Below are 26,752 nucleotides of genomic sequence, written 5' to 3' on the forward strand. Positions count from 1 at the left end.
CGGCACCCCCGATACCCGGCCTCCGGAGCAGCGCCAGGGTGACGCGTTCGCGGCCATGGTCGGGCTCGTACTCGACGAGGGCAAACTTCCCGCCGAAGGTGGGGAGAAACCCCGCCTAGTGATCACCTTCCCGCTGCGCGAGCTGTGTGCCGACGGGCTACCAGCCTCGACTGCGCTGCTCAACCGGGAGCTGCCGCTGAGTGCCGAGCAGGCCCGCCGCTATGCCTGCGACGCCGGAGTGATCCCCGCCGTACTCGGCGGCCGCGGCCAACGCACCGTCTCCACCACCCAACGCCGCGCCCTGGCGCTGCGCGACGGCGGCTGTGTCTTCCCCGGCTGCACCCGGCCCGAACGCCGGTGCCAGGCGCATCACATTCACCACCGGGCCGACGGCGGACCCACCAACCTCGACAACCCCGCCCTCCTCTGTGGACATCACCACAGGCTGATCCATCATTCGGAATGGGATATCCACATGGGAGCCGACGGTCATCCAACCTGCATCCCACCACCGTGGCTCGCATCCCACATACCCAAACAACGAACACCGCGCAATGCCACGCGTGATCTTACGCCTGTGTAGATCTTGGGGTTATGCTGGCCGGATGAGCAGCCCGATCGAAACCTTTGGCCGCGCGATCCAGGCACGCATCTACCGCGACGGCATCTCCGGGAAGCGTCCCGGCGTGCCCGTCAACCCCGACCGGCTGGAGCAGGCCGCGCGCCGTGCCATGAGCCGTAACGCCTGGGGCTACACCGCGGGTTCGGCAGGCCTGGAAACCACCGCCGCGGCCAACCGGGAGGCGTTCGACCGGTGGCGCATCGTGCCCCGCATGCTCACCGACGTCGCCGAGCGCGACCTGTCGATCGAGCTGCTCGGCAGGCGGTACCCCAGCCCGCTGCTGCTCGCGCCGATCGGGGTGCTGGAGCTGATGCACCGGCAGGCCGACCTCGCCGTGGCGCGCGCGGCGCGCGAGCTGTCCGTCCCGATGACCATCTCCACCCAGGCTTCGCACCCGATGGAGGACATCGGCGCAGCGCTCGGCGAAGCCGACCGCTGGTACCAGCTCTACTGGGGCTCCGAGCCCGATGTGGTCGCCAGCATGGTCACCCGCGCCGAGCGCTCCGGCTGCTCGGCCATCGTGGTCACGCTCGACACCCACATCGTCGGCTGGCGCACCCGCGACCTCGACCGGGCGTTCCTGCCGTTCGCCCGCGGGCAGGGCATCGCCCAGTACACCAGCGATCCAGCCTTCACCGAGCTGGTGCGGCAGCGGGCCAAGCAGCCGCGGCAGGGCGACACGCCCACCCCGACGCCGACCGCGCTACGCACCCTCGCCTCGATCATCAGCCACTACCCGGGCAGCTTCTGGGACAACCTGCGGTCCCGGCTGCCGCGCGCCGCGGTGGAAACCTTCCTCGACGTCTTCTCCAACTCGGCGCTGACCTGGGGCGACCTGCCGTGGCTCCGGCAGCACACCTCGCTGCCGATCCTCGTCAAGGGGCTACAGCACCCGGACGACGCGGCCCGCGCGCTCGACGCCGGGGTGGACGGCGTCATCGTCTCCAACCACGGCGGACGTCAGGTCGACGGCGCCATCGGCGCACTGGATGCGCTGCCCGGCATCGTGTCGGCCGTGGACGGGCGGGTGCCCGTGCTGTTCGACAGCGGTATCCGCAGCGGCGCCGACGTGTTCACCGCGCTCGCCCTCGGTGCCAGCGCGGTCCTCGTCGGCAGGCCGTACGCCTACGGGCTCGCCATCGACGGTGAGGACGGGGTGCGCGCGGTGCTGGAGCACCTGCTCGCCGAACTCGACATCACCATGGGCCTGACCGGCTGCCGCACCATCGACGACATCACGCGGGAGCGGGTGGAGGCCACGCCGAAACCGTCGGCGCCGCCTACAGCAGCGAGTGCACGCTGATAGAGCGGTAGCGGTGCACGAAGGCGGTGTCCAGCGTTACCAAGGGACGATCGGCCGCTTGGGCGAACGCCGCCAGGTAATCGTCCGTCCACAGCTTATGGCTGTTGTCCTCGCGCGCGGATAGCGCACGCCAGACCTGCTCGAGCTGAGGTGGTTCCGGTGCGAACCGGACGCGTTCATCGGAACGAAGGCGATCGATGACCGTCCAGCTCGTGGCACGCGTGAGCACGTCATCGCCCATCACTGCGCTATTGCACAGCAGGCGCAACACACCCATCTGGCTGACGCGGCACAGGACGAGCTCGCCATCATGGTCATCGAACCACGGAGCAACCCGTTGATGATGGACGTGCCCTTGCCATAGGGCAGCAAGCCACACGCCGACGTCGAGGAGCATCAGTGGCTGCCGTACTTCTCTGCGTCTTCAGCGGCGAGGATCGCCTCGATAGCCTCGTTGGTCAGGTCGACAGACCCTGGGCGTGAACTGGGAACCAGGGGAAGCGTCACCCGTCCACGTCGCGTGGCGGTCGCGACGCTTCCGAGTTCATGCGTCACCGCGCGGGTGAGGAACTCCTTAAGGGTTTCACCGCGAGCGGCAGCCTCGGCTTTGGCGGCACGTAGCAGCTCGGGTGGTAGCTCGACCGTGGTGCGCATAAAAGCATATTAGCATCGCCGCTGGCCGAACAGCATGTCCGCGCTATACCTGGTGTCCGAGCTTGAAGCCCCGCTGTGACTCGCCGGTGCCGGTCACGCCGAAGCCGTCGGCACCGATCGCTGCTGCGGCTTCCCGCCTCGATGGGGAGCTGATCGGTACCGGTGCGCCGTCCAGGTCCAGCACCTCGGAGGCCTCGTTGTACCAGGAGGGTACGACCTCGTGGCCCCAGAAGGAGCGCCTGCGGTTGTCGGTGACGTCCCAGCGGATCGTGGGGTTGTCGGGATCGCCGGTGTAGTAGTCACTGGTGTAGATCTCGATGCGGTGCCCGTCCGGGTCGCGCAGGTACAGGTAGAAGGCGTTGGACACGCCGTGCCTGCCGGGTCCGCGTTCGATGTGGTGCTCGGCCCGGAGCGAGCCGAGCACGTCGCAGGTGTGCAGGATTTGGTGCCGCTCGTGGGCGGAGAACGCGATGTGGTGCAGCCGGGGGCCGTCGCCACCGGTGATCGCGATGTCGTGCACCGTCGGCTTGCGGAACAGCCAGGTCGCGTACAGTGATTCGCTGTCCTCAATGGTCTCCGATACTCCGAACCCCAGGCTGGTGTAGTAGTCGTAACCGGCCCGCACGTCCGGCACCATCACGTTGAAGTGGTCCAGCATGCTGATGGCGTTGGCGGGTTGCCGGTGGTAGTGCTGGGTGAACCGCTCGGTATGGGTCGCGTCGTAAAAGAACTCCACCGGCAGACCCAGCGGGTCCCGCACCCGCACCGCCTCGCCAATACCTCGGGTGGTTCCCTCGGGCACGCGGCGGGTGTCCAGCCCGCGCGCGGTGAAGTAGCGCTCGGCGGCGTCGACCTGGTCCTGCCCGCGTACCCGGTAGCCCAGCCGCGCCAACGCGGGCCGTTCCCCCTGCCGCAGCACGAGGCTGTGGTGCAGGTACTCCTCGAACGCCCGCAGGTACAGCGCGCCCGGCTCCTCGGCGGTGATCACCAGGCCGAGCACATCCACATAGAACCAGCGCGCGGCCGCCAGGTCGGTGACGATCAGCTCGGCGTAGGCGGCTCGGAGGATGTCGGGGGGTGTCGTCGCGTTCATCGCCGTTCCCTCAGCTCGACTGCCCGGTGCCGAAGCGCGGGGTGTGCACCTGGCCCAGGGCGACGTGGATGATGTGCTCGTTGGTGTAGAAGTCGATGCTGCGCTCGCCGCCTTCCTTACCCAGCCCGCTGGCTTTCACCCCACCGAAGGGGGTGCGCAGGTCCCGGATGTTGTGCGAGTTCAGCCAGACCATCCCGGCGTCGATCGACGCACCCACCCGGTGGCCCCGTTGCAGATCGGTGGTCCACACGTAGGCGGCCAGGCCGTAGTCCACCGCGTTGGCCAGCTCGATGGCCTCGGCCTCGGTGTCGAACGGGGTGATCGCCACGACCGGCCCGAAGATCTCCTCCCGGAAGATCCGCGCCTGCGGTGGCACGTCGGCGAACACCGTCGGGGCGAGGTAGTTGCCTTCCGGCAGGTGCTCGGGCCGCCCGCCCCCGGCCAGCAGCGTGGCTTCGGCCTTGCCGGTCTCGACGTAGCCGAGCACCCGCTCGTAGTGCTCGGGATGCACCAGCGCGCCCACCTCGGTGGCCGCCTCGTGCGGCGGGCCGACCACGATCGCGCGGGCGCGCTCGGCATACCGGGAGCAGAACTCCTCGTAGACGGGGCGCTCCACCAGGATCCGCGAACCGGCGGTGCAGCGCTCGCCGTTGAGCGAGAACACGCCGAACAGCGTGGAATCCAGCGCCGACGGCAGGTCGGCATCGGCGAACACGATCGCGGGCGACTTGCCACCCAGCTCCATGGACAGTCCCTTGAGGTGGGACGCGGCACGGCGCATGATCTCCTTGCCGGTCGCGCTCTCGCCGGTGAACGAGATCAGCGGCACGTCCGGGTGGTCGACCAGCGCCTGGCCCGCCTGCTTGCCGAAGCCGTTGACCAGGTTGAACACCCCCTCCGGCAGGCCTGCCTCCGCCATGATGCCCGCCCACAGGCTCGCCGAGGCCGGGGTGTACTCGGCGGGTTTGAGCACCACCGGGCAACCGGCAGCCAGCGCCGGGGCGAGCTTCCAGCTCTCCAGCATGAACGGCGTGTTCCACGGCGTGATCAGCCCCGCTACCCCCACCGGCCGCCGCACCACGTAGTTGATCTGCGAGCCGGGAACCCGGTAGGCGTCCTCGTGCAGCGCCACGATCACGTCGGCGAAGAACCGGAAGTTCTCGGCGGCGCGGCGCGCCTGGCCACGGGCCTGCGTGATGGGCAGGCCGGTATCGAAGCTCTCCAGCTCGGCCAGTCGCTGCTCGCGCGCCTCGATGCCCTCGGCGATCCGGTACAGCACGCTCGCGCGGCCACGCGCGGTCATCTCCGGCCACGGGCCCTCGGTGAACGCGGCCCTGGCGGCGGCGACCGCGCGGTCGATGTCGGCGGCCTGCCCGGCAGCGGCGACCGCGTAGGGCTTGTTGGCCACCGGCTCCAGCACCTCGACGGTTTCGCCGGAGACGCTGGGAACGGTCTCGCCGCCGATGACGTGGTCGAAACGCTCCGGCAGGTCGGCCGGGCGTCGCGGTGCGTCAGCGCTTTCCATCATGGGTGCCCTCCGTCGTGACGAGCAGGTCCTCGGCGCCGGACAGCAGCTCGCGGACCCTGACCTGGCCGGCGCTGGTCAGCGGGATCAGTGGCGGCCGCACGTGATCCGTGCCGATCAGCCCGCGCTGCGCCAGCACCCACTTCGCCGCCGCCGGGTTGGTCTCGGTGAACACCACATCCACCAGCGGGTGTAGCCGGTAATGCAGCTCGCGGGCGGTGCCGTGATCCCCGGCGATCCACACCTCGTACATCCGGGCCACCGCCGCCGGCGCGATATTGGCCACCGCGCTGACGAACCCGACCCCGCCCAGCGCCAGCAGCGGCAGGCACAGCAGCTCGATACCGGACCACACCAGCAGCTCCGGCCCGCAGGCGTGCAGCACCCGGGAGAAGTGCTCGAAGTCCTTGGTGGTCTCCTTGAGCCCGACGATGGTGTCGCAATCGGTGAACAGCCGCGCCACCGTCTCCGGCGCGATGTCCACCGCGGTGCGCGACGGCACGTTGTAGATCACCAGCGGCAGGTCCGGGAACTCCCGCGCCACGGTGGCGTACCAGGTATACAGCCCCTCCTGGGTGGGGCGGGCGTAGTACGGGGTGATGATCAGCGCCGCATCCGCGCCCGCCTCTGCGGCGATGCCGGTCAGCTCCAGCGTCTCGTCCAGCTTCGCCGAGCCGGTGCCTGGCACGAACGGCACCTGGTCGTCGATGACGGCCGCGGCGGCGCGGATGGCCTCGGACCGCTCGGCCACCGTCTGCGCGCCCGGTTCGCCGGTGGACCCACCCAGCGAGATGCCGTGGGAACCGGCTTCGAGCTGGAGGCGCACCAGGGTGCGCAGGCTGCCGGTGTCGAGCTCGCCGGTCTCGGTGAACGGCGTGACCACCGGGGCGATCGAGCCCCGGATCTGCTGCGGATCGGCACGGAACTTCACCGGCTGCCTCCTTCGGAACCGTCGGCGTGTCGCTGCTGCCACCGCTGGTAGGCGGCGAGCCACTCCCCGGTCAGCGGATACAGGCCCGCGATGCCGTGACCGGCGCGGACCTGCTCGGCGATGAAACGCTCCCGGCGCTCCTGCTCCTCGGCATCACCGGCCACCTCCGCCGCCAGCGCGGGCGGGATCACCAGCACGCCGTTGTCGTCGCCGACGACGACATCGCCAGGGGCGACGGTGGCGCCGCCGCAGCCGATCGCGGTGTCGACCTCCCACGGGACGTGCCTGCGGCCGAGCACGGCCGGGTGGGCACCGGCGTGATAGACCGGCAGGTCCAGCCCGGCGATCGCGGCCGCGTCCCGCGCGCAGCCGTCGGTGACGATGGCTGCCGCGCCGCGTTGCTGCGCGCGCAGCGCCAGGATGTCGCCGATGGTGCCTGCCGCTGTATCGCCGCGAGCGTCCATCACCAGAACCTCGCCGGGGCCGAGGGACTCCACCGCGCGCTTCTGCGCGTTGAACCCGTCGCCGTGCTCGGCGAACAGATCCTCGCGCAGCGGGACGTACCGCAGCGTCCGCGCGCGCCCGGCGAATCCCCGGCCCGCCCTGGCGGGCCGCACGCCGTCGATGTGGACCTGCTGCATTCCCTGGGCGCGCAGCTGGGCGGACAGAGTGGCGACCCCGAGGTGGCGGAGCCGTGCCAGCACGTCCTGGCCGACCGGCTCGGTGGCCGTCTCGCCACGGGCCTCGGAGCGGGTGGTCTCGTCCACGCGGGGTGGCGCGCCGTGCGGCGGTACCGCCGGGCCGGTGGTGATCGTGGTGGCCAGCCGCCCGGTGCTGGCCTGCCCCGGCTGGTCGACCTCGACCTCGACCCGCTGCCCCGGTTTGACGATCGAGGCACCGGCCGGGGTGCCGGTGAGGATCACGTCGCCGGGGTGCAGTGTGGACAACCGGGACAGGTCGGCCACCAGCTCACCGAAGCCGAACAGCAGCTCCCCGGCATCCGCCGACTGCGCAGGCTGACCGTCCACCCAGGTCCGCACCCGCAGCCGCGCGGGGGCGATCTCATCAGCTGGGAGGAAGCCCGGCCCGATCGGGGTGAAGCCGTCGCCGCTCTTGGCGCGCAGGTTGGATCCGCGGTCGGCGTACCGGAAGTCGTACAGTCCCAGGTCGTTCGCGGCGGTGACCCAGCCGACATGACACCAGCCATCGGTCGGCGCCACCCGATGTGCCGTGGTGCCGATGACCAGCGCGATCTCGCCCTCGAAGCTCAGCAGCTCGGTGCCATCGGGCCTGCCCAGCTCGCCGCTGCCGCTCAACGAGGACGGGGCTTTGAGGAAGTACGAGGGGTGCGCGGGCGTGCGCCCCCGCTGCGTGGCCCGGCTGCGGTAGTTCAGGTGGACCGCGATGACCTTGCCCGGGGTGAGTCCGAGCGCGGACACGACGGGGTTCATCAGATCTCCTGCAGGTCCTGACCGACGATGACGGTGCCGCTGTAGCCCTTCTGTCCCTCGCGCCGCCAGGTCTCGTCGTCGACGCTGCCGTCGGCGGGGGTGAGGTGCGACAGCACCAGCAGCGGCACGCCGGCCCGCTCGGCCACGATGCCGACCTCGTCGGAGCGGGTGTGGCTGGCGAGCAGGTGCTCGCGGAGGCGGGTGCCGTTGTGCCGGGAGAGCAGCCCCTCCAGGGCTGGCACGTGCATGGTCTCGTGCACCAGCACGTCGGCGCCGGTGGCGAGCTGGACGAGGTTGTCGCAGGGCACGGTGTCGCCGGAGAGGATGATCGAGCGGTCGGCTGTGTCGATGCGGAACCCGAAGGCGGGGTGCACCGGCGGGTGCTCGACGAGCGTGGCGGTCACCGTGACCAGGTCGTCGGCGTAGACCACGCCGCCACGGGAGGCCTCGGTGACCTCGACCATCTCGTGCAGCGGCCGGCGGCCCTCATCGGTGACCCGGAGGTCGAGGTCGTAGCGATGCCCTTCCCACAGGTGCTTGACCATGTTCTCGACCGGCGGCGGGCCGTACACCCGCACCGGTGGCCGCAGCCCCGACCAGCCGAGCATCAACAGGGTGCCGAGGTCGGCGTTGTGGTCGGAGTGGTTGTGCGTGACGAACACCGACCGGATGGCCGAGAACGGGATGCCGGCGCGGGCCAGCTGGTGTGCCACCCCGTTGCCGCAGTCGAACACGTAGGCCACGCCGTCGACCACCACGGCTTGCGCGGGGGAGAACCGGTGACCGTGCGGGGTGGGCCCGCCAGCTGTACCGAGCAGCACGAGCGTGGTCGTCACCGGAACCTCCTCATCCGCAAGGGAGCGGCCGCGGTCGCAGCCGCGGCACTGTGTCTCCATCGATTGCACCCCGGCGGATGGATAAGCACAAAGATCAGTTTTCGGCTCTACCGATAGAATTGATCTATGTCTTCCCCTGGCGCTCCTCGCCGTCGAGCAGCACCTGCTGGAACGCTCGTGCCGCGGGGGAGAGCGAGCCGGGTCGCCGGACCAGGTGGATCTCGCGTTCCAGCGGGGGATCGACCGAGGCGAGCACCGCGCCTTCGAACTCGGCGAGCTTGGCCAGCGGGCGCGGTAGTACGGCCGAGCCGGCGCCGGCCGCCACCAGGTGCAGCGCGGATTCCCGGTGGCCGACCTCGACGACCACGGTCGGCTCGGTGCCGCGTTCGCGTGCCTCGCGGGTGAGCAGGTCGCGCACCAGGGTCCCTTCGAAGCCGGTGACCAGCTCCATGGCGAGCAGCTCATCCACCGTGACCCTCCCGCCCGGCGGCGGTGGGGTGCCCGGCGGGAGGGTGACGATCAGTTCCTGGTCGCTGATGCGGACCGACTCCAGTTCCTCGAAACTGCGGGTGGTGGTGTCGGCCAGCCCGAGCTCGGCGGCTCCGGTGCGGACCGCCTCGCGGACGTCGTCGCCGAGTTCGGACTGGGCGAGCCGGATCCGTACCTGGGGATAGTGGTTGCGGAATCGCCCGATCACACGGGCCAGCGGGTCGAGCGCCAGCGTCGGCAAGCTCACCAGGTCCAGCCTGCCTGCCATCAGGCCGGTCACTTCGCGGACGGTGGCCCGTGCGGTTTCCATGTCGCGCAGCGTGCGGCGCGCCGAATCGATCAGCGCTTCGCCCGCGGCGGTGAGGCGAACCCCGCGCGGTAGCCGGTGGAACAGTTCGGCTCCCAGGTCACGCTCCAGGACCTTGATCGCGTGCGACAGCGAGGGCTGCGCCACGTGCAGCGCATTGGCCGCAGCGGTGAATCCACCGTGGTCGACCACGGCAAGGAAGTACTCGATCTGGCGGCGTTCCACGTTGCCAGCCTAGCCATAGACGATGTCTACCGGAACCGTTGAAAACTCGTCTGAGCTGAGTCGCAATTGAGACAGCGAATGCCTTTCCGTGAGCTCAGGCACATGCTTTACTGCCCGTATCAGGTAACAAAGATTGCGTTGTAGGTAACGCAATGCGGAATGCGAAGCACCCCTGAGGAGAACCATGCGATCGCACACGCAGCTCATGGCACTCGTCTTCGCCGGTGCCCTCGGGACGCTGGCCGCGTGCGGCCCGGCCGAGGAGGACGGCGCTGCTGTCGACGAGACCGAGGACGGTACCCAGCAGGTCACCGTCGGGGCGCTGCCGATCTATTCGACCGGCGCTCTCCATCTGGGGTTGGAACAGGGCATTTTCGCCGAAGAGGACCTCGAGATCGAGGTGGAGTCGGTTCCCAACCCGGCCGGGGCGATGGCCGCGATGCAGGGTGGTGAGGTGCAGTTCGCCTACACCCCCGCCATGCCGATGTTGATGGCATTGTCGGAGGGTATCGACCTGAAGGTCGTGGCCGCCGCCGATGGCTACGCGGCGAACGCCTACGAGGAATGGGCCGAGGCCGGGAAACCACCCGAGCTCAGCCCGGATGACACCGCGGTGCTGGTCGCCGAGGGCAGCGACATCTCCTCGCCCGCCGACCTGGAGGGCAAGGTGGTTGCCGTGCCGGCTCGCAAGGCCCAGATGGAGATCACGATCGCCTCGTCCATCGAGCAGGACGGCGGCGATCCGGAGCAGGTTGAGTGGATCGCGCTGAGCTTCCAGGACATGAACGCCGCGCTGGCCGAGGGTCGCGTCGACGCGGCCGGAAACGTCACGCCGTTCATCGATCAAGCGGTGGCCGAGGGCGCCGAGATCATCGACTTTCCCGCCATCGGGCTCTTCCTCGAGGGCGCGGTGGGGCTGTGGGTGACCTCGGGAACCTTCGCCGAGCAGGACCCGGAAGCGGTGGAGCGCTTCGAGCGAGCGATCCACCGGGCCAACGGCTTCGCCAACGAGAACCTGGACGCCGCGCTCGAGCACGCCTCCGAGGTCTCGCAGATCCCCGTGGAGGTGCTGGCCGAGGGCAAGCCTCCGCACTGGCCGACTGAGGTGACCGAGGTCGAGATCGAGCGGGCCGCCGACGTCATGGTCGATCTCGGTTACCTGGACGAGCTGCCCGACCTCGACGAGCTGATCATCCGGTAGGAGCGCCATGACGGTCACGCACACCGCGACGCGGCTGCGCCGCGCCGGGTCGAGTGGTCCCGCGGTCGGGACGGCAGCCGTCCTGGCGTGCCTGGTGCTCTGGGAACTGGCGGCGCGCGGACCGCTGGAGACCGCGCCGTTCCCGACGGTCGGCGCGCTGGTGACCAGCCTGCTCGGGCTATTGGCCAGCACGTCGTTCTGGAGCTCGCTGGGACAGACGCTGACCACCGCGCTGGTGGGGCTCGCCCTGGCCACCGGTGGCGGCATCCTGCTCGGCATGCTGCTGGGGTCGGTGGAGTTCGCCTACCGCAGCACCCGGCTGATCATCGAGATCCTCAAGCCGATCCCGCCCATCGTGATCATGCCGCTGGTACTGCTGCTGCTGGGACCCAGCACCGAGATGGGCGTGGTGCTGGTCTTCTACGGGTGCCTGTGGCCGATCCTGATCCAGACGATCGCCGGGGTGCGCGATGCCGACCCGGTGCTGGTCGACACCGCGCGCTCCTTCGGGTTCGGGACCGTGCAGCGGGCAGTGCGGATCGTGCTGCCCGGCGCGGCGGCCTTCATCGTGACCGGCGTGCGCATCGCGGGCTCGGCGGCGTTCGTGATCGCGGTGGTCTCCGAGCTCGTCGGAGGCGCTCCCGGCATCGGCCGCGCCCTGTTCGTCGCGCAGGGTGCCGGGCTGTATGCCGATATGTACGCGCTAGTGGTCGTGATGGGTACCGTCGGGCTGTTCTTCCACAACGGGCTCCGTGCGCTGGAGCGGCGAGCGCTGCACTGGCACCCGTCGGTGCGGGGGGAGGTGGCGCCGTGAGATCTCGCATCCGCTCGCTCGCGGTGGAGCTGTGGCTACCGGTGCTGCTCGTGGTGGGGTGGTGGGTCTGGTCGGCGCGCGCGGGCCAGGTGTTCTACCCGCCGCTGTCGGAGATCCTGCAACGGTTCCACGAGATGTGGCTGTTCGACCTGTTCGCCAGCGATGTCCTGCCGAGCCTGCGCAACCTGCTCATCGGCTACGTGCTGGCGGCCGTGGCCGGCATCGCGCTCGGTGTGATGATGGCACAGTCGCCCGTCGCGCGCCGCGCGATCGAACCGATCGTGCACTTCCTGCGCTCCATCCCACCGGTCGCGCTCGTGCCGGTGGCGATCCTGTTGCTGGGTTTCGGCCCGGAGATGAAGATCGCGATCATCGCTTTCTCCGCGCTGTTCGCCACGCTGATCGCCACCCTCGACGGGGTGCGGGCCGCCGACCCGGTGCTGGACGAGGTCACCAGGGTGTACCGGATCTCAGGGCGGGACCGTCTCTTCCGGGTGACGCTGCCGGCCGCCGCGCCACAGATCCTGGGTGGTCTGCAGGTGAGCCTGGTCGTGGCGTTCGTCGTGATGATCACCAGCGAGATGCTCGCCTCCACGGAAGGCATCGGGTACCTGACGATCCTGGCGCAGCAGACCTTCGCGATCACCGATATGTGGTCGGGGATGCTGCTGCTCGGGCTGCTCGGATACCTGTTCAACCGACTGTTCACGCTGGCCGAACGCCGGATCCTGCACTGGCACGTCGGCATGCGTGAGCAGGCGAAGACCGCATAGGGACACGTATGATGACGGAAGTCGTGACGGAACAGAACCTCCCCCAGCAGGCTCAGCGTCGCCTGGTCATCGAAGGCCTGCGCAAGATCTATGGTAGCGGGCCGAACGCCAAGACGGTGCTCGACGGGCTGACCTTCGACGTGGACATCGGCGAGTTCGTGTGCATCGTGGGTCCCTCGGGCGCTGGAAAGACGACGCTGCTCAAGTGCCTGGCCGGGCTGCTGCCCCCTACCTCGGGACGGGCCTACCTGGACGGTGAGGTGATCACCGGACCGCCGGAGAAGCTGGCTCTGGTGTTCCAGGAGTACACCCGCTCGCTGATGCCGTGGCTGACAGTGGAGAAGAACGTCACCCTGCCGCTGGTGAACAAAGGAGTGTCCAAACGCGAGCGACGCGAGCGCGCGCGGGAAGCGCTGGAGGCTGTCGGTCTCGCCGACGTGCCGCGGTACTACCCGTGGCAGCTTTCCGGCGGGATGCAGCAGCGCGTGGCGATCGCCCGCGCGCTGGCCTACCAGCCTGAGGTGCTGGTGATGGACGAGCCGTTCGCCTCGGTCGACGCCCAGACCCGCTTCGAGCTCGAAGATCTGGCGCAGCGGGTGCGCGAGCAGTTCGGGGTCACGGTCGTGTTCGTCACCCACGACATCGACGAGGCGGTCTACCTCGCCGACCGTGTGGTGGTGCTGGGCGGCTCTCCCTGCCGGGTCCGCGAGATCATCCCGGTCGAGCTGGAGCAACCCCGCGACCAGGTGCAGACCAAGGCGGACCCGGCCTTCACCGAGCTGCGCAGCCGGGTCTTCGAGCTGATCCGCAAGGGGTGACGGTCACCGCTTCGAGTATCCGGTCGGCGCGTACGGGCAACGCCGCAGCCTCGAGATTCATGCGAACTTGATGCTTTGCATACTTTCGCATGCCATGGTCTCATGCCACTAGTGCAGATCAGAGATGTACCGACCGAGACCGTCAACGCAATTCGGGCGCAGGCGGCCGAGCAGGGCCTCACGTTGAGTGCCTACTTGCGAGCCGAACTCGACCGGCTGGCGGCGCGGCCGACGAACGCCGAAGTGATGGACAGGTTGGCACAGCGTGACCGAGTGGGTAATCCCTCCGTCGCCGAGACCGTGTCCGAGATCCGTAAGCTGCGCAACGCGTCGTGATCGTCGTCGATTCCTCGGCGATCGTGCACGCGCTCATTGATCACCCAGTCAACCCGGATCTCCTCGTCACGCTTGGTGAGCACGAGCTGTGCGCTCCGCACCTGCTTGATTTCGAGGTCGCCAGTGCGATCCGCGGGCATGTGCGCGGCCAGAAGCTCCGCTCGGATCGTGGCAGGCAAGCACTCGACGATTACGTCAATCTGAAGATTCTTCGCTATGAAGGTGCCGGATTGCTGCCCGAGATCTGGCACCTGGAGAATTTCACATGCTATGACGCTGCGTACATCGCTCTAGCGATCGCTTTGAGAGTCCCGTTGGTGACCTCGGACGACAAGCACGCCGAAGCCAGCCGACTCGGCATCGATGTGCGCGTTTTCCCCGCCGGGTCGTGACAACGGATCACCACCCCTCCCACGCTACCTGCCCGTCCACCACCGTCATCACCGGCGTGACCGCGTGCAGCTCCTCGTCGGGCACGGCGTGGATGTTCTCGGCGAGTACGGTGAGATCGGCGAGCGCGCCGGGGGCGAGGTGCCCCTTGGCGCGCTCGCGACCCTCTTGGTAGGCGGGGGCGTTGGTCCAGGCGCGCAGTGCCTGCTCGCGGCTGATGCGCTGGTCGGCTCCGCTGACCTCGCCCGCGTGGCGGGTGCGGCGCAGCACCAGCGTCTCCACCCCCTGGCGCCAGTCGGGATAGGTGATCGGGGCGTCGGAGCTGTCGGCCACCACGACCCCGGCGTCCAGTAAGGACCGCACCGGCATGTTGCGGTGCCAGGTTGTCTCGTCCACGATGCCGCGCAGCGCGTCCGAGACCTGCCATTTGATCAGCGCCTGGGTGTTGGCCACGAAACCGTGCGCCGCCATGAGTTTGATGGCGCGTTCGCTGGGCAGGTTCGCGTGGATGAGCACGTGCCTGGCTTCTGGCCACGGGTCGGCCTCGGCCGCGGCAGCGAAGGCGTCCACCACGGCCTCGCAGGCGCGATCCCCTGTGGTATGCACCTGCACCTGGAAGCGGTGCCGGTGCAGCGTCTCGATCAGCGTGGCGAGTGCGGCCTGGCGCTCGGTGTCGTCGCCGCCCTCGGTGACCAGCGAGCCGCAACAGCCGTCGTCGTACGGCTGCGACATCCATGCCGAGCGCAGCGCCGGGATGCCGTCGGCGAACAGCTTGCAGCCCCCGATGCGCAGCCAGTCGTCGCCGAGCCCGCTGCTTGCGCCGGTGTAGCGCATCGCCTCGGTGGCCACCTCCACCGGGGTGGTCACCGAGGGCCAGGTCCAGTTCAGCAGCGTGGTCACCCGGGTGCGTAGCTCGCCTGCCCGGTGCAGCGCCAGGTAATCGCGCAGCATCGGTGGGGTGACGATCGGGTCGGTGACGCTGGTGACGCCGAGCGGGAGCAGGTCCCGCATGGCGGCCACCGTCGCCTCCCGCCGCTCGGCCGCGGCCGGTTCGGGCATCCGGTCGGCGACCAGCGCCACCGCGGCTTCGTGGAGCTCACCCGTCGGCTCGCCCTCGGCGTCGCGCACGATGCGGCCGCCGCCCGGGTCGGGAGTGGATGCGGTGATGCCTGCGTGTTCGAGAGCGCGGGAGTTGGCCCAGGCGGCGTGCCCGGAGAAGTGGGTCAGCAGCACCGGGTGGTCCGGGCTGGCCGGGTCCAGGTCCGCGCGGGTGGGGCCGCTGCCACGCGCGGCCAGCTCGGCCAGGTGTGACTCGGTCCAGCCCCAGCCGCGGATCCAGCCGCTGGTGGCCCCGGCGGTGGCCGCGACCTGGTCGCGGATCTCGGCGAGACTGGACACGGCCCGGTCGCTGAGGTCAAGGCTGAACGGCGGGCGGGACAGCCCGAAGAATTGCAAGTGCAGGTGGGAGTCGTTGATGCCGGGCAGCACCGTGCCACCCGCGAGGTCCACCGTGCGCGTGCCGCCACCGGCGAGTGGCAGGATCTCCTCGTTCGTTCCGAGCGCGTGGATGCGGTTGCCCGATACGGCGACGGCCTCGGTGACGGTCCCGGCACGGTCGAGCGTGGTGATATACCCCGAATGGAAGAGCAGATCGATGTCAGACATGGCATTCGGTTGCGTAGTCGGTTGCGTAGACGGAAACATGCGTTTCGTGTAACGTTACCCGGGGCGCGGGTGCGGCGGCAAGAGGAGGTCGAATATGGCGCGGAGCGATCGCAGCGCGGTGGCCAAGGCACTGGACCTGTTGAGCGCGCTGGCCGACGCGGAAGGGCCGTTGCGGCTGTCCGAACTGGCCGAGCGAGTGGGGCTGCACCGCGCTACCGCCTACCGCTCGCTCGCGGAGTTGATCGCGCGCAACTTCGTGGTGCGTGACGAGAACGACCGGTACATGCTGGGGTGGGCGCTGCTGCGCATGACCCAGGGGCCTGCGGCGCGCCATGCCCTCGCGGACACGGCCCGACCGATGCTCAGCAGGTTGGCCGCCGAGACGGAGCGCATCGCGGGCGTCGAGGTGCTCGAGGAGGGTGGCTGCCGGGTGATCGAGACGGTGCGCCCTGAGCGATACCAGCGGTTCCTCGGGTTCGGTGGCGAGGTGTTCGACCCGTGGCGCTCGGCGAGCGGGCTGGTGCTGCTGGCCTTCAGTGACACCGGAAGGCAGGAGTCGTTTCTGGACTCCGCGGTAGAAGCCGGGGAGGGCGGCGCCCAGTTGCGCGCCCAGTTGCGGGCGGTATGTCGGGAGGGCTATGCGTTCAGCTCGGGCGGTCTCGATCCGCTGATCGCGGATGTGGCGGTGCCGGTGCGCGGCGCGGGAGGATACTGCCGCGCGGCCGTGTCGGTCACCGGCTTCGTGCACGACTTCGACGACGAGGCCGTGTCCAGAGCGCGCCACGCCGCGGCCACCGCCGCGCGCGCCCTCGAGAACCTGCTCGACGACAGCGAGGCGGAAGGGCAGCGCGTGAGCTGAGTGCCGCCGTCGATGCCGTGATTACCCGGAGCGGCCCGGCTGTTCGCTTGACAGCTCGGCGTCGCTTCTTTATTCTACATCATTTAATAAAAAGAATTAGTAGCATGCCCAGCTGGTGACGGCACCGTGGGAGCAGGGCAGGGGACGCGCGTGACCGGTTGATCAACGTCTCCGTCCTGGCTGGCACGCGGAAAGGATCCAGCGATGACTTCAGGGCATCGGTTCGCGACGATCCCCCGTTCCCCGCTCCTGGCGGTGGCAGCGGCACTCGCGCTCACCGCGTCCACCCTTGCCGCGGCCCCGCAGGCGGTCGCCGCAGGCGAGGACACTGGCAAGGACGTAGGCAGTGACACGGGAGGGTCGGTGTGCGACCGGTTCGGTGAAGGTGAGGCCGCCGGAACGGTCACTGATCCGGTCGTGGAGGAGGCCTCCGGAATCGTGGCCAGCAGGGCACACGACGGTGTGTTCTGGACCCACAACGACTCGGGCCATGAGCCGGAACTGTACGCGCTGTCTACATCGGCCGAGATGCTCGGCGCCTATCCGGTCGCTGGCGCGGAGAATATCGACTGGGAGGACATCGCGACCGGGCCAGGCCCGGAACCCGGAATCGAGTACCTTTATGTCGGCGACATCGGGGCGAACTTCAACAACTTCGACATCGACTTCCCCGGTGCGGAGCTGCGCCGCGATGAGGTGGTCGTCTACCGGGTAGCGGAACCGGAAACACGACCCGACGGCACGGGAGGGGAGCTGGACGTCGTCGACGAGCTCCGGTTCACCTACCCGGACGGGATCATCGACGCGGAGGCGATGTTCGTCGACCCGCACACCGGTGACCTGTACATCCTTACCAAGCCCTACCTCGATTCGCTGGACGAGAACGGGGTTTCCCAGGTGATGCGCGCCGCCGCGGCGGACCTGAGGCCGGGCGAGGCCATCATGATGACCGAGGTCGCCGAGTTCGACGCGGGTCCGGCCTACGATTTCGACCGGCACTTCCCGCCGCCCAGCCCGCTGCCGGGCGGCATGGTCACCGGAGCCGACATCTCGCCGGACGGCAGCACGATCCTGGTACGGACCTACCAGGAGATCCTGGCGTTCGAGCGGTCGGGTTCGGTGGCCGAGGCGTTCCGGGGCGAACCGTGCTATGCGCCGCAGGTGCCCGAGCGCCAGGGTGAGGCGGTCGGCTTCACCGTGGGCGGAGACGCTTACGTCACCATCAGCGAGGGACGGTTCCCGGACCTCAACCGGATGCCGGTCTCCCCGCCCCTTGCCGCGGATGGGTGAGCCATCGCGGGACTGCTCACGGGATTGCATCACGCGCCTGCGGGGCGACCGTCAGTCGACGTTAGTCGACGATGCCGCGCAGGCCGTCGGCGCCGTAGGCGGGTTCCAGCCACGGCGAGAGGTCGGGGCCCCTGCGCAGCGAATGCCCGCCGTCGACGTTGATGACCTGCCCTGTGACCCAGCTCGACTCCGGTCCGATGAGGAACCGGGCCAGCTCGGCGACATCGTCCACCTCACCGATCCGGGGCAGCGGGATGCAGGATTCGTAGTCGTCGCGGACGGGGTTGTCGGATCCGGTGATGGCCTCGACCATGGCCGTACGGATCAGCCCTGGTCGGATGCAGTTGACCCGCACGTTGCTCGGTCCGAGCTCGTCAGCGGCCAGCTGGCACAGGTGGTCCACCCCGGCCTTGGTCACCCCGTACGGGCCGAACCAGCGGTGGGTGTTGGAGCTGGCGATCGAGGAGATGCCGACGAACGAGCCGCCACCGGCACGGGCCATGAGGGCACCGGCGTGCTTGAGCGCCAGCATGGTCCCTGTCAGGTTGGTCGCCACCGCGTTGTGCCACTCCTCCAGCGGGAGCTGGGTGATCGGCCCGACCCAGCCGCTGCCGCCCGCGCAGGTCACCACGCCGTCCAACCGGCCGCCCGCGTGCTCGGCGGCCCGCGTCACGGCCGCGGCGACGGCGTCCTCGTCGGCCACATCGGCCACCGCGTAGGTCGCGGTGCCGCCCGCCGTGGCGATCTCGGCGAGCTCGCCCGCCGCTGCGGACAGCGTGGTCTCGGTGCGGCCGCACACGGTGACGTGCGCACCCTCGCCGACCAGCCGCCGCGCCACCCCGAGACCGATCCCGCTGCCGCCTCCGGTGACGAGTACTCCCATGCCGGCGACGCTCATGACCACCTCCGAAATTCGGAACCTGTTCTTGGTATATGCATCAGGATGAAATATGGTATGACCCCGTATTGTGTGCCAGTAGTGACGAATAATCAATAACATGTTCTACTAGTGGAATGGCGAGTCATCTCATCCAGGGACAGCGCGTGGCGATGCCGGTGCAAGTTCGCAGGGCAGGTGCCTGCTCGGCGATGTTCACCGTCCCGGCAGGCGAGGCGCGCGCGATCATCGACTACTCGGGGATGGTGCCGGTCGAGCCGGTGCCCGGCAAGGCGCTCTGCTCGCTGGCGTTCGTGAGCTACATCGACAACGATCTCGGCCCGTACTACGAGTTCGCGGTGGCCTTCCTGGCGCGGCGGCGTGGATCGAGTATGCGGGAGATCGGCGTGTTCATCCACTGGCTACCCGTCGACCGGTCGTTCACGCTGGAAGCGGGCCGACGGATCTGGGGCTTCCCGAAGGAGATGGCGGAGTTCGAGCTCGACCTGGACGGTCCGGAGAAGCGATGCGCGGTCAGCATCGGTGGGCAGCTGGTCGTGGAGCTGGGTGTCGCTCAGGGGATCCGGGTGCCGGGCGGCATGCCCGGCAGCTCCGTCGACGCCTACACCTGCATCGACGGTGTGCTGCGCCGCACGCCGTGGAACATGCGTCCGAGCTGGGTGCGTTCCCGCCCCGGTGGGGTGCGGGTGCGGCTCGGTGAGCATCCCATCGCCGAGGAGCTCGCGCGCCTCGGCCTGCCGAAGGCTGCGGTGTTCAGCAGCAGCATCGGCCAGCTCGCCATGACCTTCGGCGACGCCGAGGAGGTCGCTTCGTGATCGCTACAGCTCCACCCCGGTCAGCACCAGCACACGCTCCTCGGTGAAATCCGCGATCGCCGAGGCGAGGCCCTCGCGTCCGATGCCGGAGTCCTTCACCCCGCCGTAGGGCATCTGGTCGGCCCGGTAGCTGGGCACGTCGCCGACGATGACGCCGCCGACGTCGAGTTCCGTGGCGGCCCGGAAGGCCAGCTGCACGTCGGTGGTGAACACCCCGGTCTGCAGCCCGAACCGGGAGTCGTTGACGCGGGCGAAGGCCTCGTCGACCGAGTCGACAGGGGCGATCGTCAGCACCGGCGCGAACACCTCCTCGGCGTTGACCGCACAGTGCTCCCCGGCATCGGCCAGTACCGTGGGGGCGACGGTGGCACCGTCACGGGTGCCGCCGGTCAGCACCCGTGCCCCGGCCGCGACCGCCTCGTCCACCCAGCCCTGTACCCGGCGGGCGGCATCCTCGCTGATGAGCGGCCCCACCGCGGTGGCCGGGTCGGTCGGGTCACCGGTGCCGAGCTCGGTCACGCGGGCGACCACGCGCTCGGCCAGCTCCTGGTAGACCTCGCGGTGCGCGTACACTCGCTGCACCGCGATGCACGACTGCCCGCCCTGGTAGGTGGCGAACGTGGCGATGCGCCGGGCAGCGAAGTCCAGGTCGGTCCAATCCGGGCAGATGATGGCGGCGGCGTTGCCGCCCAGCTCCAGCGTGACGTGCTTGCGCGGCACGCGGTCGCGGATGGACCAGCCGACCGGGCCGGAGCCGGTGAACGACACCACCGGCAGCCGCGGATCGTCCACCAGCATCCCCGCGGCCTCGTTCGGCACCGGCAGCACCGACCACGCCCCGGCGGGCAGATCCGTCTCGGCCAGCAGCTCACCCAGCAGCAGCGCGGTCAGTGGCGTCGCGGGCGCGGGCTTGACCACGATCGGCGAGCCCGCCGCGATCGCGGGAGCCACCTTGTGCGCCACCAGGTTCAGCGGGAAGTTGAACGGGGTGATGCCCAGTACGGGCCCGCGCGAGACCCGCCGCACCAACGCGATCCGGCCGGTGCCGCCCGCGTCGGTGTCCAGCCGTTGCAGCTCGCCGGAGTGCCTGCGGGCCTCCCCGGCGGCCCACCGGAAGGTCGACACCGCGCGGGAAACCTCGGCGCGTGACCACATCAGCGGCTTGCCGGACTCGGCGGTGATCAGGGCAGCGACCTCGTCGGACCGCTCGGCCAGCCGGTGCGAGACGTGGTCGAGCGCGCCCGCCCGCACGTGGGCGGGTAGCCGTGCCGTCTCGTGCCGCGCGGCGTGCGCGGAGGCGACCGCGCGCTCGATGTCGGCTGGAGTGGCGTGGCAGGTGGTGCCCGCGGGCGCCCCGTCGTGCGGGCTGCGCACCTCGAGGTGCTCGGCGCTGGTGCACGCCTTGCCGTCGATCCAGAACGGGATGATGGTCACGGTGTTCACCATGCTTCCTGATGCTTCCTGTGCTTGTTTCGGGGACGGGGAAACGTGGGATCAGCCTGCGGCCACGGCGTGCTCGATGACCGACAGCGCCTCGTCGAGCAGCGCGTCGGGAATCACCAGCGGTGGCAGCAGCCGCAGCACGTTGCCGTAGGTGCCGCAGGTCAGCACCAGCACGCCTGCTTCGTGGCAGGCCGTGGCGACCCGGGCGGTGAACTCGGTATCGGGTTCGGTCGTGCCGGGGCGGACGAACTCCATGGCGAGCATGGCGCCCCTGCCGCGTACCTCCCCGATCGCGGGGGTGCGCTCGGCCAGCGCGTCCAGCCTGCGCAGCGCCTCCCGCTCGATCCGCTGCGCCGCGGCGGCCAGCTCGCGGGTGCGCATGGTCTCGATGGTGGCCAGCGCCGCGGCGCAGGCCACCGGGTTGCCGCCGTAGGTACCGCCGAGCCCGCCCGCGTGCACCGCGTTCATCACCTCGGCGCGCCCGGTGACCGCCGCCAGCGGCAGCCCACCCGCGATGCCCTTCGCGGTGGTGATCAGGTCCGGCACCACGTCCTCGTGCTCGCAGGCGAACCACGCGCCGGTACGGCAGAAACCGGTCTGGATCTCGTCGGCGATCAGCAGCACGCCGTGTTCGGCGCACCAGTCGGCCACGGCGCGCAGGAAACCAGGGGCGGGTACCACGAACCCACCCTCGCCCTGGATGGGTTCGATGAGCACCGCGGCGATGTTCTCGGCGCCGACGTGCTTGGCCATCTGGGTGGTGGCCCGCGCCGCGGCCTGCTGGCCGGTCATGCCCTCCGGATCGCGGAACGGGTACGACATCGGCACCCGGTGGACCTCGGGCGCGAACGGGCCGAACCGGTGCTTGTACGGCATGTTCTTCGCGGTCAGCGCCATCGTCAGGTTGGTGCGGCCGTGGTAGGCGTGGTCGAACACCACCACGGCCTGCCTGCCGGTGGCGTGCCTGGCGATCTTCACGGCGTTCTCCACCGCCTCGGCGCCCGAGTTGAACAGCGCCGACCGTTTCTCGTGATCCCCGGGGGTGAGTTCGCCCAGCTCCTCGCACACCCGCACGTAGCTCTCGTACGGGGTGACCATGAAGCAGCTGTGAGTGAATCGCGAGACCTGCTCGGCCACCGCGTCGGCCACCGCGGGCGCGGGGTTGCCCGCGCCGGTGACGGCGATGCCGGAGGCCAGGTCGATCAGCTCGTTGCCGTCCGCGTCGACGAGCAGCCCGTCCCCGCCGCGTTCGGTGGCCACCGGCAACACCGAGGGCACGCCTGCGGCCACGGCCCGGTCGCGGCGCTGCTGCAGCGCCGCCGACTGCGGTCCCGGGATGCCGGTCACCAGCCGGTTGCCGGTCTGCTTGCCACCGTGTGCGGTCGTCATGCTGCCCTCTCTCGTGGTGGGTGCGGCCTGCGCCGAACCCTGAGCCTCAACGCGATCCGGCTCCATACTCGGGGCGCGGCATCGGCACGGTCAGTGCCAGATATGGACAGTTTGCTGCGGTAATATCGACACTCTGTCAATTCCGTGTCGGGGATCCTCGTCGGGAAGGGGAGGGCGCAATGCCGCCGACGGTGCGGGAACTGGTGGCCGACCAGCAGCTCGGGTTGCGGGTGCGGGCAGGGGAGGGCGGCCTCGACCGGGAGATCACCTGGGTGCACGTCAGTGAGCTCACCGACCCGACACCGTTCCTCGAGGGCGGGGAGCTGCTGTTGACCACCGGCCTGTCCCTGCATCCCGGCAGCGACCTCGCCGGGTTCGTGCGCCGCTTCACCGAAGGCGGTGGTACCGCCCTCGGGTTCGGTGTCGGGCTGTCCCACGCGGAGATCCCCGGCGGGCTGCTCGCCGAGGCCGAGGCGGTTGGCCTGCCGCTGCTGGAGGTGCCCCGGCCCACCCCGTTCATCGCGATCAGCAAATCCGTCTCGGCGGCGCTGGCCGCCGAAACCTACGCCGAGGTCACCACCACCAACGCGGCGCGGCAGGAGCTGACCCGGGCCGCGCTGGGCAGCGCGGGGCGCGGTGGGGTGGTACGTACCCTGGCGCGGCTGCTGGGGGGCTGGGCGCTGCTGCTGGACGGTGCGGGCGAGGTGGAGCACGCCGCGCCCGCCTCAGCGAAGCGGCGCGTGGCCACCGTGTCCGGTGAGATCGACCGGCTGCGTGCCCGCACGGGGCCTGCCAGCGCCACCGTCACCGCGGGCGGGGAGCAGGTGGTGGTACAGACGCTGGGGGAGCGGCCGCGCGCCTACCTCGCCGTGGGGCGCTCGCCGGGGCTGAGCCGTACCGACCAGCACGTGCTCAGCAGCGCGGCGGCGTTGCTGACGCTGGTGCTGGCGGGATCGCGCGGGCAGGAGACCGCGCTGGGGCACCTGCGTACCGGGATCATGCGGCTCATCCTGGCAGGCAGGGTCGGCGACGCCGTCGAGGCCGCCGAGGAAGTATGGGGGTCGCTGCCGGAGGAGCCGGTGCGGCTGGTGGCTGTGGCAGGCGACAGCGCCGCGCGGGAGGCGGCGCTGGAGCTGCTCGCTTCGGCGCCTGCCGCGGGCGGCAGCTTCGCCGCCGAAGTGGACGGCTACCTGCTGGTGCTCACCGGCGCGGACGCCACCGCGGCCGGGCTGCGGTCGTGGCAGGCTGGTCGGGTCACGGAGTTACACCTCGGTGTGTCGGATCCGGGCGGTTACGCCGACGTGGCGCGGGCCCACCGGCAGGCCACCCGCGCGGCCGAGGTGGCGCGCCGTACCGGAGCCCGGTCGCTGGAGTTCGGCGAGCTTGCCGGGCACGGGCTGCTGAGCCTCCTGCCAGCAGGCGACGCGCGGGCGTTCGCCGAGTCGCTGCTCGCCCCGCTGTTCCGGCACGACGCTGCGGGTAGGGGCGAGCTCGTCGCCTCGCTGCGCGAGTGGCTACGCCACCACGGCCAGTGGGACCCCGCCGCGGCGCGGCTCGGTGTGCACCGCCACACACTGCGCAACCGCATGGCCAAGGTCGCCGAACTCACCGGCGCCGACCTGGATTCCCCCGGCACCCGCGCGGAGTTCTGGCTCTCCCTGCAACACCTCGACCGCGACTGAGCCGCTGAGTCCGGGGCAGGGGCATCCGGCCTGTGTCAGCTGTTGCGGGGGAATCCCAGCTGAACCCCGTCGCTTCCGGGGTCCGGCCACCGCGACGTGACGGCCTTCGTGCGGGTGTAGAAATCCACACCGTGGGTGCCGTAGGCGTGCGCGTCGCCGAACAGCGAGGCCTTCCAGCCGCCGAAGGAGTGGTAGGCCACGGGAACCGGGATCGGCACGTTGATACCGACCATGCCGACCTCCACCTCGTTCTGGTAGCGGCGAGCCGCACGGCCGTCGGTGGTGAAGATCGCGGTGCCGTTGCCGTACGGGCTGGCGTTGACCAGCTCGACCGCGGCCTCGTAGGAGGGTGCACGCAGCACCGAGAGCACCGGTCCGAAAATCTCGTCGGTGTAGATGCTCATGTCCGGGGTGACGTGGTCGAACAGTGTGGGACCCAGCCAGAACCCGCCGGGGTCGCCGTCCGGGATCACCGATCGCCCGTCGGCAACCAGCGTGGCGCCGCTGGCGATCCCGGCCTCCACATAGGAGGCCACCCGGTCCCGGTGCTCGGCGGTGACCAGCGGGCCCATGTCGCAGCCCCGCCTCCCGTCGCCGGTGCGCAGGGCACCGATGCGCTTGGCGATCCGCTCCACCAGCTCGTCGCCGACCGGGTCGACCGCCACCAGCGCCGAGATCGCCATGCAGCGCTCTCCCGCGGAACCGAAACCGGCACCCACCGCGGCGTCGGCGGCCAGGTCGAGGTCGGCATCCGGCAGCACCACCATGTGGTTCTTGGCGCCGCCCAGCGCCTGCACCCGTTTGCCGTGCCGGGTGCCGGTCTCGTACACCGACCGAGCGACCGGCGTCGAACCGACGAACGACACCGCCGCGATGTCCGGGTGCGCCAGCAGCGCGTCCACGGCGACCCGGTCGCCGTGGACCACCGTGCACACGCCGTCCGGCAGTCCCGCCTCGCGCAGCAGCCGCGCGAGCAGCAGCGACGCCGACGGGTCCTTCTCGCTCGGCTTGAGCACGACGCTGTTGCCGCAGGCGATCGCCAGCGGCAGGAACCACAGCGGCACCATGGCAGGGAAGTTGAACGGCGAGATCACCGCCACCACGCCGAGCGGCTGGCGGATCGAGTACACGTCGATGCCGCTGGAGGCGTTCTCGGTGAAGTCGCCCTTGAGCAGGTGCCCGAGCCCGCAGGCGAAGTCGACCACCTCGAGGCCACGCTGCACTTCCCCGGCGGCGTCGTCGAGCACCTTGCCGTGCTCGGCGGTGATCGCGGCGGCGACCTCGCCTGCGTGCTCGGCCAGTAGTCTGCGGAAGGCGAACAGCACGGCGGTGCGGCGGGCCAGCGAGGTGTCCCGCCAGCGGGGGTAGGCGCGCGCCGCGGAGGTGACGGCGTGGTCGACATCGGATTCGGAGGCCAGGCACACCCGCGCGGTCACCTGCCCGGTCGCGGGGTCGTAGACGTCCCCGGTCCGCCCGGCGGTGCCCGCCCACCCGGCGCCGTCGACCCAGTGCGTGATGTCGTTCCCGGTCATGCGGCCAGCTCCTTGTCCACAGTGGCGATCGCGTCGACGAGGATCCGCGCCCCCTCGGCGGCCTCGTCATCGGTGAGTGTCATCGGCGGCGCGATGCGCAGCACGTTGCCGTGCAGACCCCCCTTGCCGATCAGTAACCCGGCGGCTCGGGTCGCTTCCAGCACGGCAGTGGCCACGCCCGGCGCTGGGTCGGTGGTGCCGGGGTCGACCAGCTCGACACCGAGCATCAGTCCCTTGCCCCGTACCTCGCCGATCACCGGGTGCCGCTGCTGCGCTTCACGCAGCCGTCCGGCCAGGTACGCGCCGCGCTCGGCGGCGTTGGCCTGCAGGTCGTGGTCGAGCACGTAGTCGAGCGTGGCCGAGGCGGCGGCGGTGGCAAGCGGGTTCCCGCCGAAGGTGGAGATGGAGTTCGCGGACAGGCAGTCCATCAGTTCGGCGCGGGCGACCACGCCGCCGATGGCGAAGCCGTTGCCGAGCCCCTTGGCGAACGTCATCGCGTCCGGGGTGGTGCCGTGCGCCCCGATCCCCCAGAAGTGCTCCCCGGTGCGTCCCCAGCCGGTTTGTACCTCGTCGGAAATCAGCAGGATACCGTGCTCGTCGAGTACCTCCCGGTAGGCGCCGAGCAACCCGTCCGGTGGCGTGGCGAACCCGCCCACACCCTGGACCGGTTCGGCGATCAGGCAGGCGACGTCCCCCGATGTCGTGGTGGCCAGCACTTCCCGCAGATCGGCGACGCAGGCATCGATGTAGTCCGCATCGGACAATCCGGCCAGCGGACCACGCAACCGGTACCCGCCGTGCACATAGCTGACCTGCACCGGGCTCAGCGCCGATGCCGACCAGCCACGGTTACCGGTCACGCCCATGGTGGCGAACGCCCTGCCGTGGTAGGAGTTGCGCAGCGCCAGTACCTGGTTGGACCGGCGGTACTGGGTGGCCAGCAGCAGCGCCGCCTCGTTGGCCTCGGTGCCCGAGCTGGTGAAGAACACCTTGGCGTCGGGGATGCCGGACAGCTCTGCGATCCGTTCCGCCAGCGCGACCTGCTGCCGGATGAGGTACAGCGTCGAGGTGTGCACCACGCCGGTGTCCAGCTGGCCGGACACGGCGGCGCCGATCTCGGGCACGCCGTAGCCGAGGGCATTGGTGAGGATGCCTGCGAAGAAGTCGAGATAGGTGCGCCCCTCGCCGTCGGTGACGTGCCTGCCGTTCCCGCCGGTGATCTCGATGGGCGCATCGTAGTAGAGGGTCAGCCAGTCCGGCATCACCGCGCGATGCCGTCGCAGTAGCTCGTCGTGGGGCATAGCGGCCTCCCGCTCGTTCCGGTGGTGTCCTTCCAGCCAACCCCGCAGTCGCACGGAATGGAACCGACATGATGTCGGATATTCCGGTGAGTATCCGACACTATGTAAAC

The 26,752-nt window shown here is 70.0% G+C and carries 26 protein-coding genes; 12 read left to right on the forward strand and 14 right to left on the reverse strand.

The window, feature by feature from the left end:
* On the forward strand, window positions 1-583 hold a 583-nt coding region (locus F8178_RS05195), incomplete at its 5' end, for a DUF222 domain-containing protein (protein ID WP_317493506.1).
* Between the two features lie 22 nt (window positions 584-605).
* Entirely contained in the window at window positions 606-1,925 is a 1,320-nt protein-coding gene (locus tag F8178_RS05200; protein WP_317493507.1) for a lactate 2-monooxygenase, read from the forward strand.
* Here the strand turns inward: F8178_RS05200 and F8178_RS05205 are convergent.
* From F8178_RS05205 to F8178_RS05240, 8 genes are all read right to left on the reverse strand, one after another.
* Window positions 1,903-2,322 carry a TA system VapC family ribonuclease toxin gene (locus F8178_RS05205; protein WP_317493508.1) on the reverse strand — a complete coding sequence of 140 codons (420 nt, stop codon included), beginning with the start codon at window positions 2,320-2,322 and terminating at the stop codon, window positions 1,903-1,905. The genes F8178_RS05200 and F8178_RS05205 overlap by 23 nt on opposite strands.
* Complete coding sequence (locus F8178_RS05210; RefSeq protein ID WP_317493509.1) at window positions 2,322-2,579, reverse strand: hypothetical protein; 258 nt, start codon at window positions 2,577-2,579, stop codon at window positions 2,322-2,324. The genes F8178_RS05205 and F8178_RS05210 overlap by 1 nt, the downstream gene beginning before the upstream one ends.
* 43 nt (window positions 2,580-2,622) lie before the next feature.
* Window positions 2,623-3,672 carry a 3,4-dihydroxyphenylacetate 2,3-dioxygenase gene (gene hpaD, locus F8178_RS05215; RefSeq protein WP_317493510.1) on the reverse strand — a complete coding sequence of 350 codons (1,050 nt, stop codon included), beginning with the start codon at window positions 3,670-3,672 and terminating at the stop codon, window positions 2,623-2,625.
* 10 nt (window positions 3,673-3,682) lie between these two features.
* Complete coding sequence (gene hpaE / locus F8178_RS05220) at window positions 3,683-5,197, reverse strand: 5-carboxymethyl-2-hydroxymuconate semialdehyde dehydrogenase (protein WP_317493892.1); 1,515 nt, start codon at window positions 5,195-5,197, stop codon at window positions 3,683-3,685.
* Window positions 5,184-6,128: a 4-hydroxy-tetrahydrodipicolinate synthase gene (dapA, locus tag F8178_RS05225; protein WP_317493511.1), complete on the reverse strand. Its 945-nt coding sequence runs from the start codon at window positions 6,126-6,128 to the stop codon at window positions 5,184-5,186. The genes hpaE and dapA overlap by 14 nt, the downstream gene beginning before the upstream one ends.
* Window positions 6,125-7,579 (reverse strand): fumarylacetoacetate hydrolase family protein, encoded by a 1,455-nt coding sequence (locus tag F8178_RS05230; RefSeq protein WP_317493512.1) that lies wholly within the window; start codon window positions 7,577-7,579, stop codon window positions 6,125-6,127. The genes dapA and F8178_RS05230 overlap by 4 nt, the downstream gene beginning before the upstream one ends.
* Window positions 7,579-8,415 carry an MBL fold metallo-hydrolase gene (locus tag F8178_RS05235; RefSeq protein ID WP_317493513.1) on the reverse strand — a complete coding sequence of 279 codons (837 nt, stop codon included), beginning with the start codon at window positions 8,413-8,415 and terminating at the stop codon, window positions 7,579-7,581. The genes F8178_RS05230 and F8178_RS05235 overlap by 1 nt, the downstream gene beginning before the upstream one ends.
* A 124-nt stretch (window positions 8,416-8,539) precedes the next feature.
* Window positions 8,540-9,436 carry a LysR family transcriptional regulator gene (locus F8178_RS05240; protein WP_317493514.1) on the reverse strand — a complete coding sequence of 299 codons (897 nt, stop codon included), beginning with the start codon at window positions 9,434-9,436 and terminating at the stop codon, window positions 8,540-8,542.
* A 184-nt stretch (window positions 9,437-9,620) separates the two neighbouring features.
* Between F8178_RS05240 and F8178_RS05245 the strand changes: the two genes are divergently transcribed.
* The 6 genes from F8178_RS05245 (at window position 9,621) to F8178_RS05270 (ending at window position 13,770) form a co-directional block, all read left to right on the forward strand.
* Complete coding sequence (locus F8178_RS05245; protein WP_317493515.1) at window positions 9,621-10,637, forward strand: ABC transporter substrate-binding protein; 1,017 nt, start codon at window positions 9,621-9,623, stop codon at window positions 10,635-10,637.
* 7 nt (window positions 10,638-10,644) lie between these two features.
* Window positions 10,645-11,451 carry an ABC transporter permease gene (locus F8178_RS05250; protein ID WP_317493516.1) on the forward strand — a complete coding sequence of 269 codons (807 nt, stop codon included), beginning with the start codon at window positions 10,645-10,647 and terminating at the stop codon, window positions 11,449-11,451.
* The gene (locus F8178_RS05255; RefSeq protein ID WP_317493517.1) at window positions 11,448-12,224 is read left to right on the forward strand and encodes an ABC transporter permease; all 777 of its coding nucleotides are present in this window, start codon (window positions 11,448-11,450) and stop codon (window positions 12,222-12,224) included. The genes F8178_RS05250 and F8178_RS05255 overlap by 4 nt, the downstream gene beginning before the upstream one ends.
* Before the next feature lie 23 nt (window positions 12,225-12,247).
* Window positions 12,248-13,042, forward strand: a complete 795-nt coding sequence (locus tag F8178_RS05260) for an ABC transporter ATP-binding protein (RefSeq protein ID WP_396344975.1) — start codon at window positions 12,248-12,250, stop codon at window positions 13,040-13,042.
* A 102-nt stretch (window positions 13,043-13,144) separates the two neighbouring features.
* Window positions 13,145-13,378: a FitA-like ribbon-helix-helix domain-containing protein gene (locus tag F8178_RS05265; RefSeq protein WP_317493518.1), complete on the forward strand. Its 234-nt coding sequence runs from the start codon at window positions 13,145-13,147 to the stop codon at window positions 13,376-13,378.
* Window positions 13,375-13,770 carry a type II toxin-antitoxin system VapC family toxin gene (locus F8178_RS05270; protein ID WP_317493519.1) on the forward strand — a complete coding sequence of 132 codons (396 nt, stop codon included), beginning with the start codon at window positions 13,375-13,377 and terminating at the stop codon, window positions 13,768-13,770. The genes F8178_RS05265 and F8178_RS05270 overlap by 4 nt, the downstream gene beginning before the upstream one ends.
* 7 nt (window positions 13,771-13,777) lie before the next feature.
* Here F8178_RS05270 and F8178_RS05275 read toward each other — a convergent pair whose 3' ends face one another.
* The gene (locus tag F8178_RS05275) at window positions 13,778-15,433 is read right to left on the reverse strand and encodes an amidohydrolase (RefSeq protein WP_317493520.1); all 1,656 of its coding nucleotides are present in this window, start codon (window positions 15,431-15,433) and stop codon (window positions 13,778-13,780) included.
* Window positions 15,434-15,527: 94 nt separating this feature from the next.
* On the opposite strand from F8178_RS05275, the gene F8178_RS05280 reads away from it, so the two are divergent.
* Together F8178_RS05280 and F8178_RS05285 are read left to right on the forward strand one after the other, a co-directional pair.
* Complete coding sequence (locus F8178_RS05280; RefSeq protein ID WP_317493521.1) at window positions 15,528-16,292, forward strand: IclR family transcriptional regulator; 765 nt, start codon at window positions 15,528-15,530, stop codon at window positions 16,290-16,292.
* A 204-nt stretch (window positions 16,293-16,496) separates the two neighbouring features.
* Window positions 16,497-17,582, forward strand: a complete 1,086-nt coding sequence (locus F8178_RS05285; protein ID WP_317493522.1) for a hypothetical protein — start codon at window positions 16,497-16,499, stop codon at window positions 17,580-17,582.
* 61 nt (window positions 17,583-17,643) lie between these two features.
* On the opposite strand, the gene F8178_RS05290 is transcribed toward F8178_RS05285, so the two are convergent.
* The gene (locus F8178_RS05290) at window positions 17,644-18,480 is read right to left on the reverse strand and encodes an SDR family oxidoreductase (RefSeq protein WP_317493523.1); all 837 of its coding nucleotides are present in this window, start codon (window positions 18,478-18,480) and stop codon (window positions 17,644-17,646) included.
* A gap of 116 nt (window positions 18,481-18,596) precedes the next feature.
* On the opposite strand from F8178_RS05290, the gene F8178_RS05295 reads away from it, so the two are divergent.
* Window positions 18,597-19,295, forward strand: coding sequence for an acetoacetate decarboxylase family protein (locus F8178_RS05295; RefSeq protein WP_317493524.1), 699 nt, complete (start codon window positions 18,597-18,599; stop codon window positions 19,293-19,295).
* A gap of 3 nt (window positions 19,296-19,298) precedes the next feature.
* Here F8178_RS05295 and F8178_RS05300 read toward each other — a convergent pair whose 3' ends face one another.
* Entirely contained in the window at window positions 19,299-20,741 is a 1,443-nt protein-coding gene (locus F8178_RS05300; RefSeq protein ID WP_317493525.1) for an aldehyde dehydrogenase family protein, read from the reverse strand.
* 48 nt (window positions 20,742-20,789) lie between these two features.
* Window positions 20,790-22,127, reverse strand: a complete 1,338-nt coding sequence (gene gabT / locus F8178_RS05305; protein WP_317493526.1) for a 4-aminobutyrate--2-oxoglutarate transaminase — start codon at window positions 22,125-22,127, stop codon at window positions 20,790-20,792.
* Window positions 22,128-22,306: 179 nt separating this feature from the next.
* On the opposite strand from gabT, the gene F8178_RS05310 reads away from it, so the two are divergent.
* Window positions 22,307-23,809 carry a PucR family transcriptional regulator gene (locus F8178_RS05310; protein WP_317493527.1) on the forward strand — a complete coding sequence of 501 codons (1,503 nt, stop codon included), beginning with the start codon at window positions 22,307-22,309 and terminating at the stop codon, window positions 23,807-23,809.
* Between the two features lie 35 nt (window positions 23,810-23,844).
* Here F8178_RS05310 and F8178_RS05315 read toward each other — a convergent pair whose 3' ends face one another.
* Window positions 23,845-25,341 carry a CoA-acylating methylmalonate-semialdehyde dehydrogenase gene (locus F8178_RS05315; protein ID WP_317493528.1) on the reverse strand — a complete coding sequence of 499 codons (1,497 nt, stop codon included), beginning with the start codon at window positions 25,339-25,341 and terminating at the stop codon, window positions 23,845-23,847.
* Window positions 25,338-26,642, reverse strand: a complete 1,305-nt coding sequence (locus F8178_RS05320; RefSeq protein WP_317493529.1) for an aspartate aminotransferase family protein — start codon at window positions 26,640-26,642, stop codon at window positions 25,338-25,340. The genes F8178_RS05315 and F8178_RS05320 overlap by 4 nt, the downstream gene beginning before the upstream one ends.
* Window positions 26,643-26,752: the final 110 nt, after the last annotated feature.

This window comes from Haloechinothrix sp. LS1_15, from assembly GCF_033042135.1.
Classification (GTDB): Bacteria; Actinomycetota; Actinomycetes; order Mycobacteriales; family Pseudonocardiaceae; genus Haloechinothrix.

Coding starts and splice junctions, on each gene's coding strand:
- F8178_RS05200 (WP_317493507.1), top strand. CDS start 606: ATGAGCAGCCCGATCGAAACCTTTGGCCGCGCGATCCAGGCACGCATC.
- F8178_RS05205 (WP_317493508.1), bottom strand. CDS start 2,322: ATGCTCCTCGACGTCGGCGTGTGGCTTGCTGCCCTATGGCAAGGGCAC.
- F8178_RS05210 (WP_317493509.1), bottom strand. CDS start 2,579: ATGCGCACCACGGTCGAGCTACCACCCGAGCTGCTACGTGCCGCCAAA.
- hpaD (WP_317493510.1), bottom strand. CDS start 3,672: ATGAACGCGACGACACCCCCCGACATCCTCCGAGCCGCCTACGCCGAG.
- hpaE (WP_317493892.1), bottom strand. CDS start 5,197: ATGGAAAGCGCTGACGCACCGCGACGCCCGGCCGACCTGCCGGAGCGT.
- F8178_RS05230 (WP_317493512.1), bottom strand. CDS start 7,579: ATGAACCCCGTCGTGTCCGCGCTCGGACTCACCCCGGGCAAGGTCATC.
- F8178_RS05245 (WP_317493515.1), top strand. CDS start 9,621: ATGCGATCGCACACGCAGCTCATGGCACTCGTCTTCGCCGGTGCCCTC.
- F8178_RS05250 (WP_317493516.1), top strand. CDS start 10,645: ATGACGGTCACGCACACCGCGACGCGGCTGCGCCGCGCCGGGTCGAGT.
- F8178_RS05265 (WP_317493518.1), top strand. CDS start 13,145: ATGCCACTAGTGCAGATCAGAGATGTACCGACCGAGACCGTCAACGCA.
- F8178_RS05275 (WP_317493520.1), bottom strand. CDS start 15,433: ATGTCTGACATCGATCTGCTCTTCCATTCGGGGTATATCACCACGCTC.
- F8178_RS05280 (WP_317493521.1), top strand. CDS start 15,528: ATGGCGCGGAGCGATCGCAGCGCGGTGGCCAAGGCACTGGACCTGTTG.
- F8178_RS05285 (WP_317493522.1), top strand. CDS start 16,497: ATGACTTCAGGGCATCGGTTCGCGACGATCCCCCGTTCCCCGCTCCTG.
- F8178_RS05290 (WP_317493523.1), bottom strand. CDS start 18,480: ATGAGCGTCGCCGGCATGGGAGTACTCGTCACCGGAGGCGGCAGCGGG.
- F8178_RS05295 (WP_317493524.1), top strand. CDS start 18,597: ATGGCGAGTCATCTCATCCAGGGACAGCGCGTGGCGATGCCGGTGCAA.
- F8178_RS05300 (WP_317493525.1), bottom strand. CDS start 20,741: ATGGTGAACACCGTGACCATCATCCCGTTCTGGATCGACGGCAAGGCG.
- gabT (WP_317493526.1), bottom strand. CDS start 22,127: ATGACGACCGCACACGGTGGCAAGCAGACCGGCAACCGGCTGGTGACC.
- F8178_RS05310 (WP_317493527.1), top strand. CDS start 22,307: ATGCCGCCGACGGTGCGGGAACTGGTGGCCGACCAGCAGCTCGGGTTG.
- F8178_RS05315 (WP_317493528.1), bottom strand. CDS start 25,341: ATGACCGGGAACGACATCACGCACTGGGTCGACGGCGCCGGGTGGGCG.
- F8178_RS05320 (WP_317493529.1), bottom strand. CDS start 26,642: ATGCCCCACGACGAGCTACTGCGACGGCATCGCGCGGTGATGCCGGAC.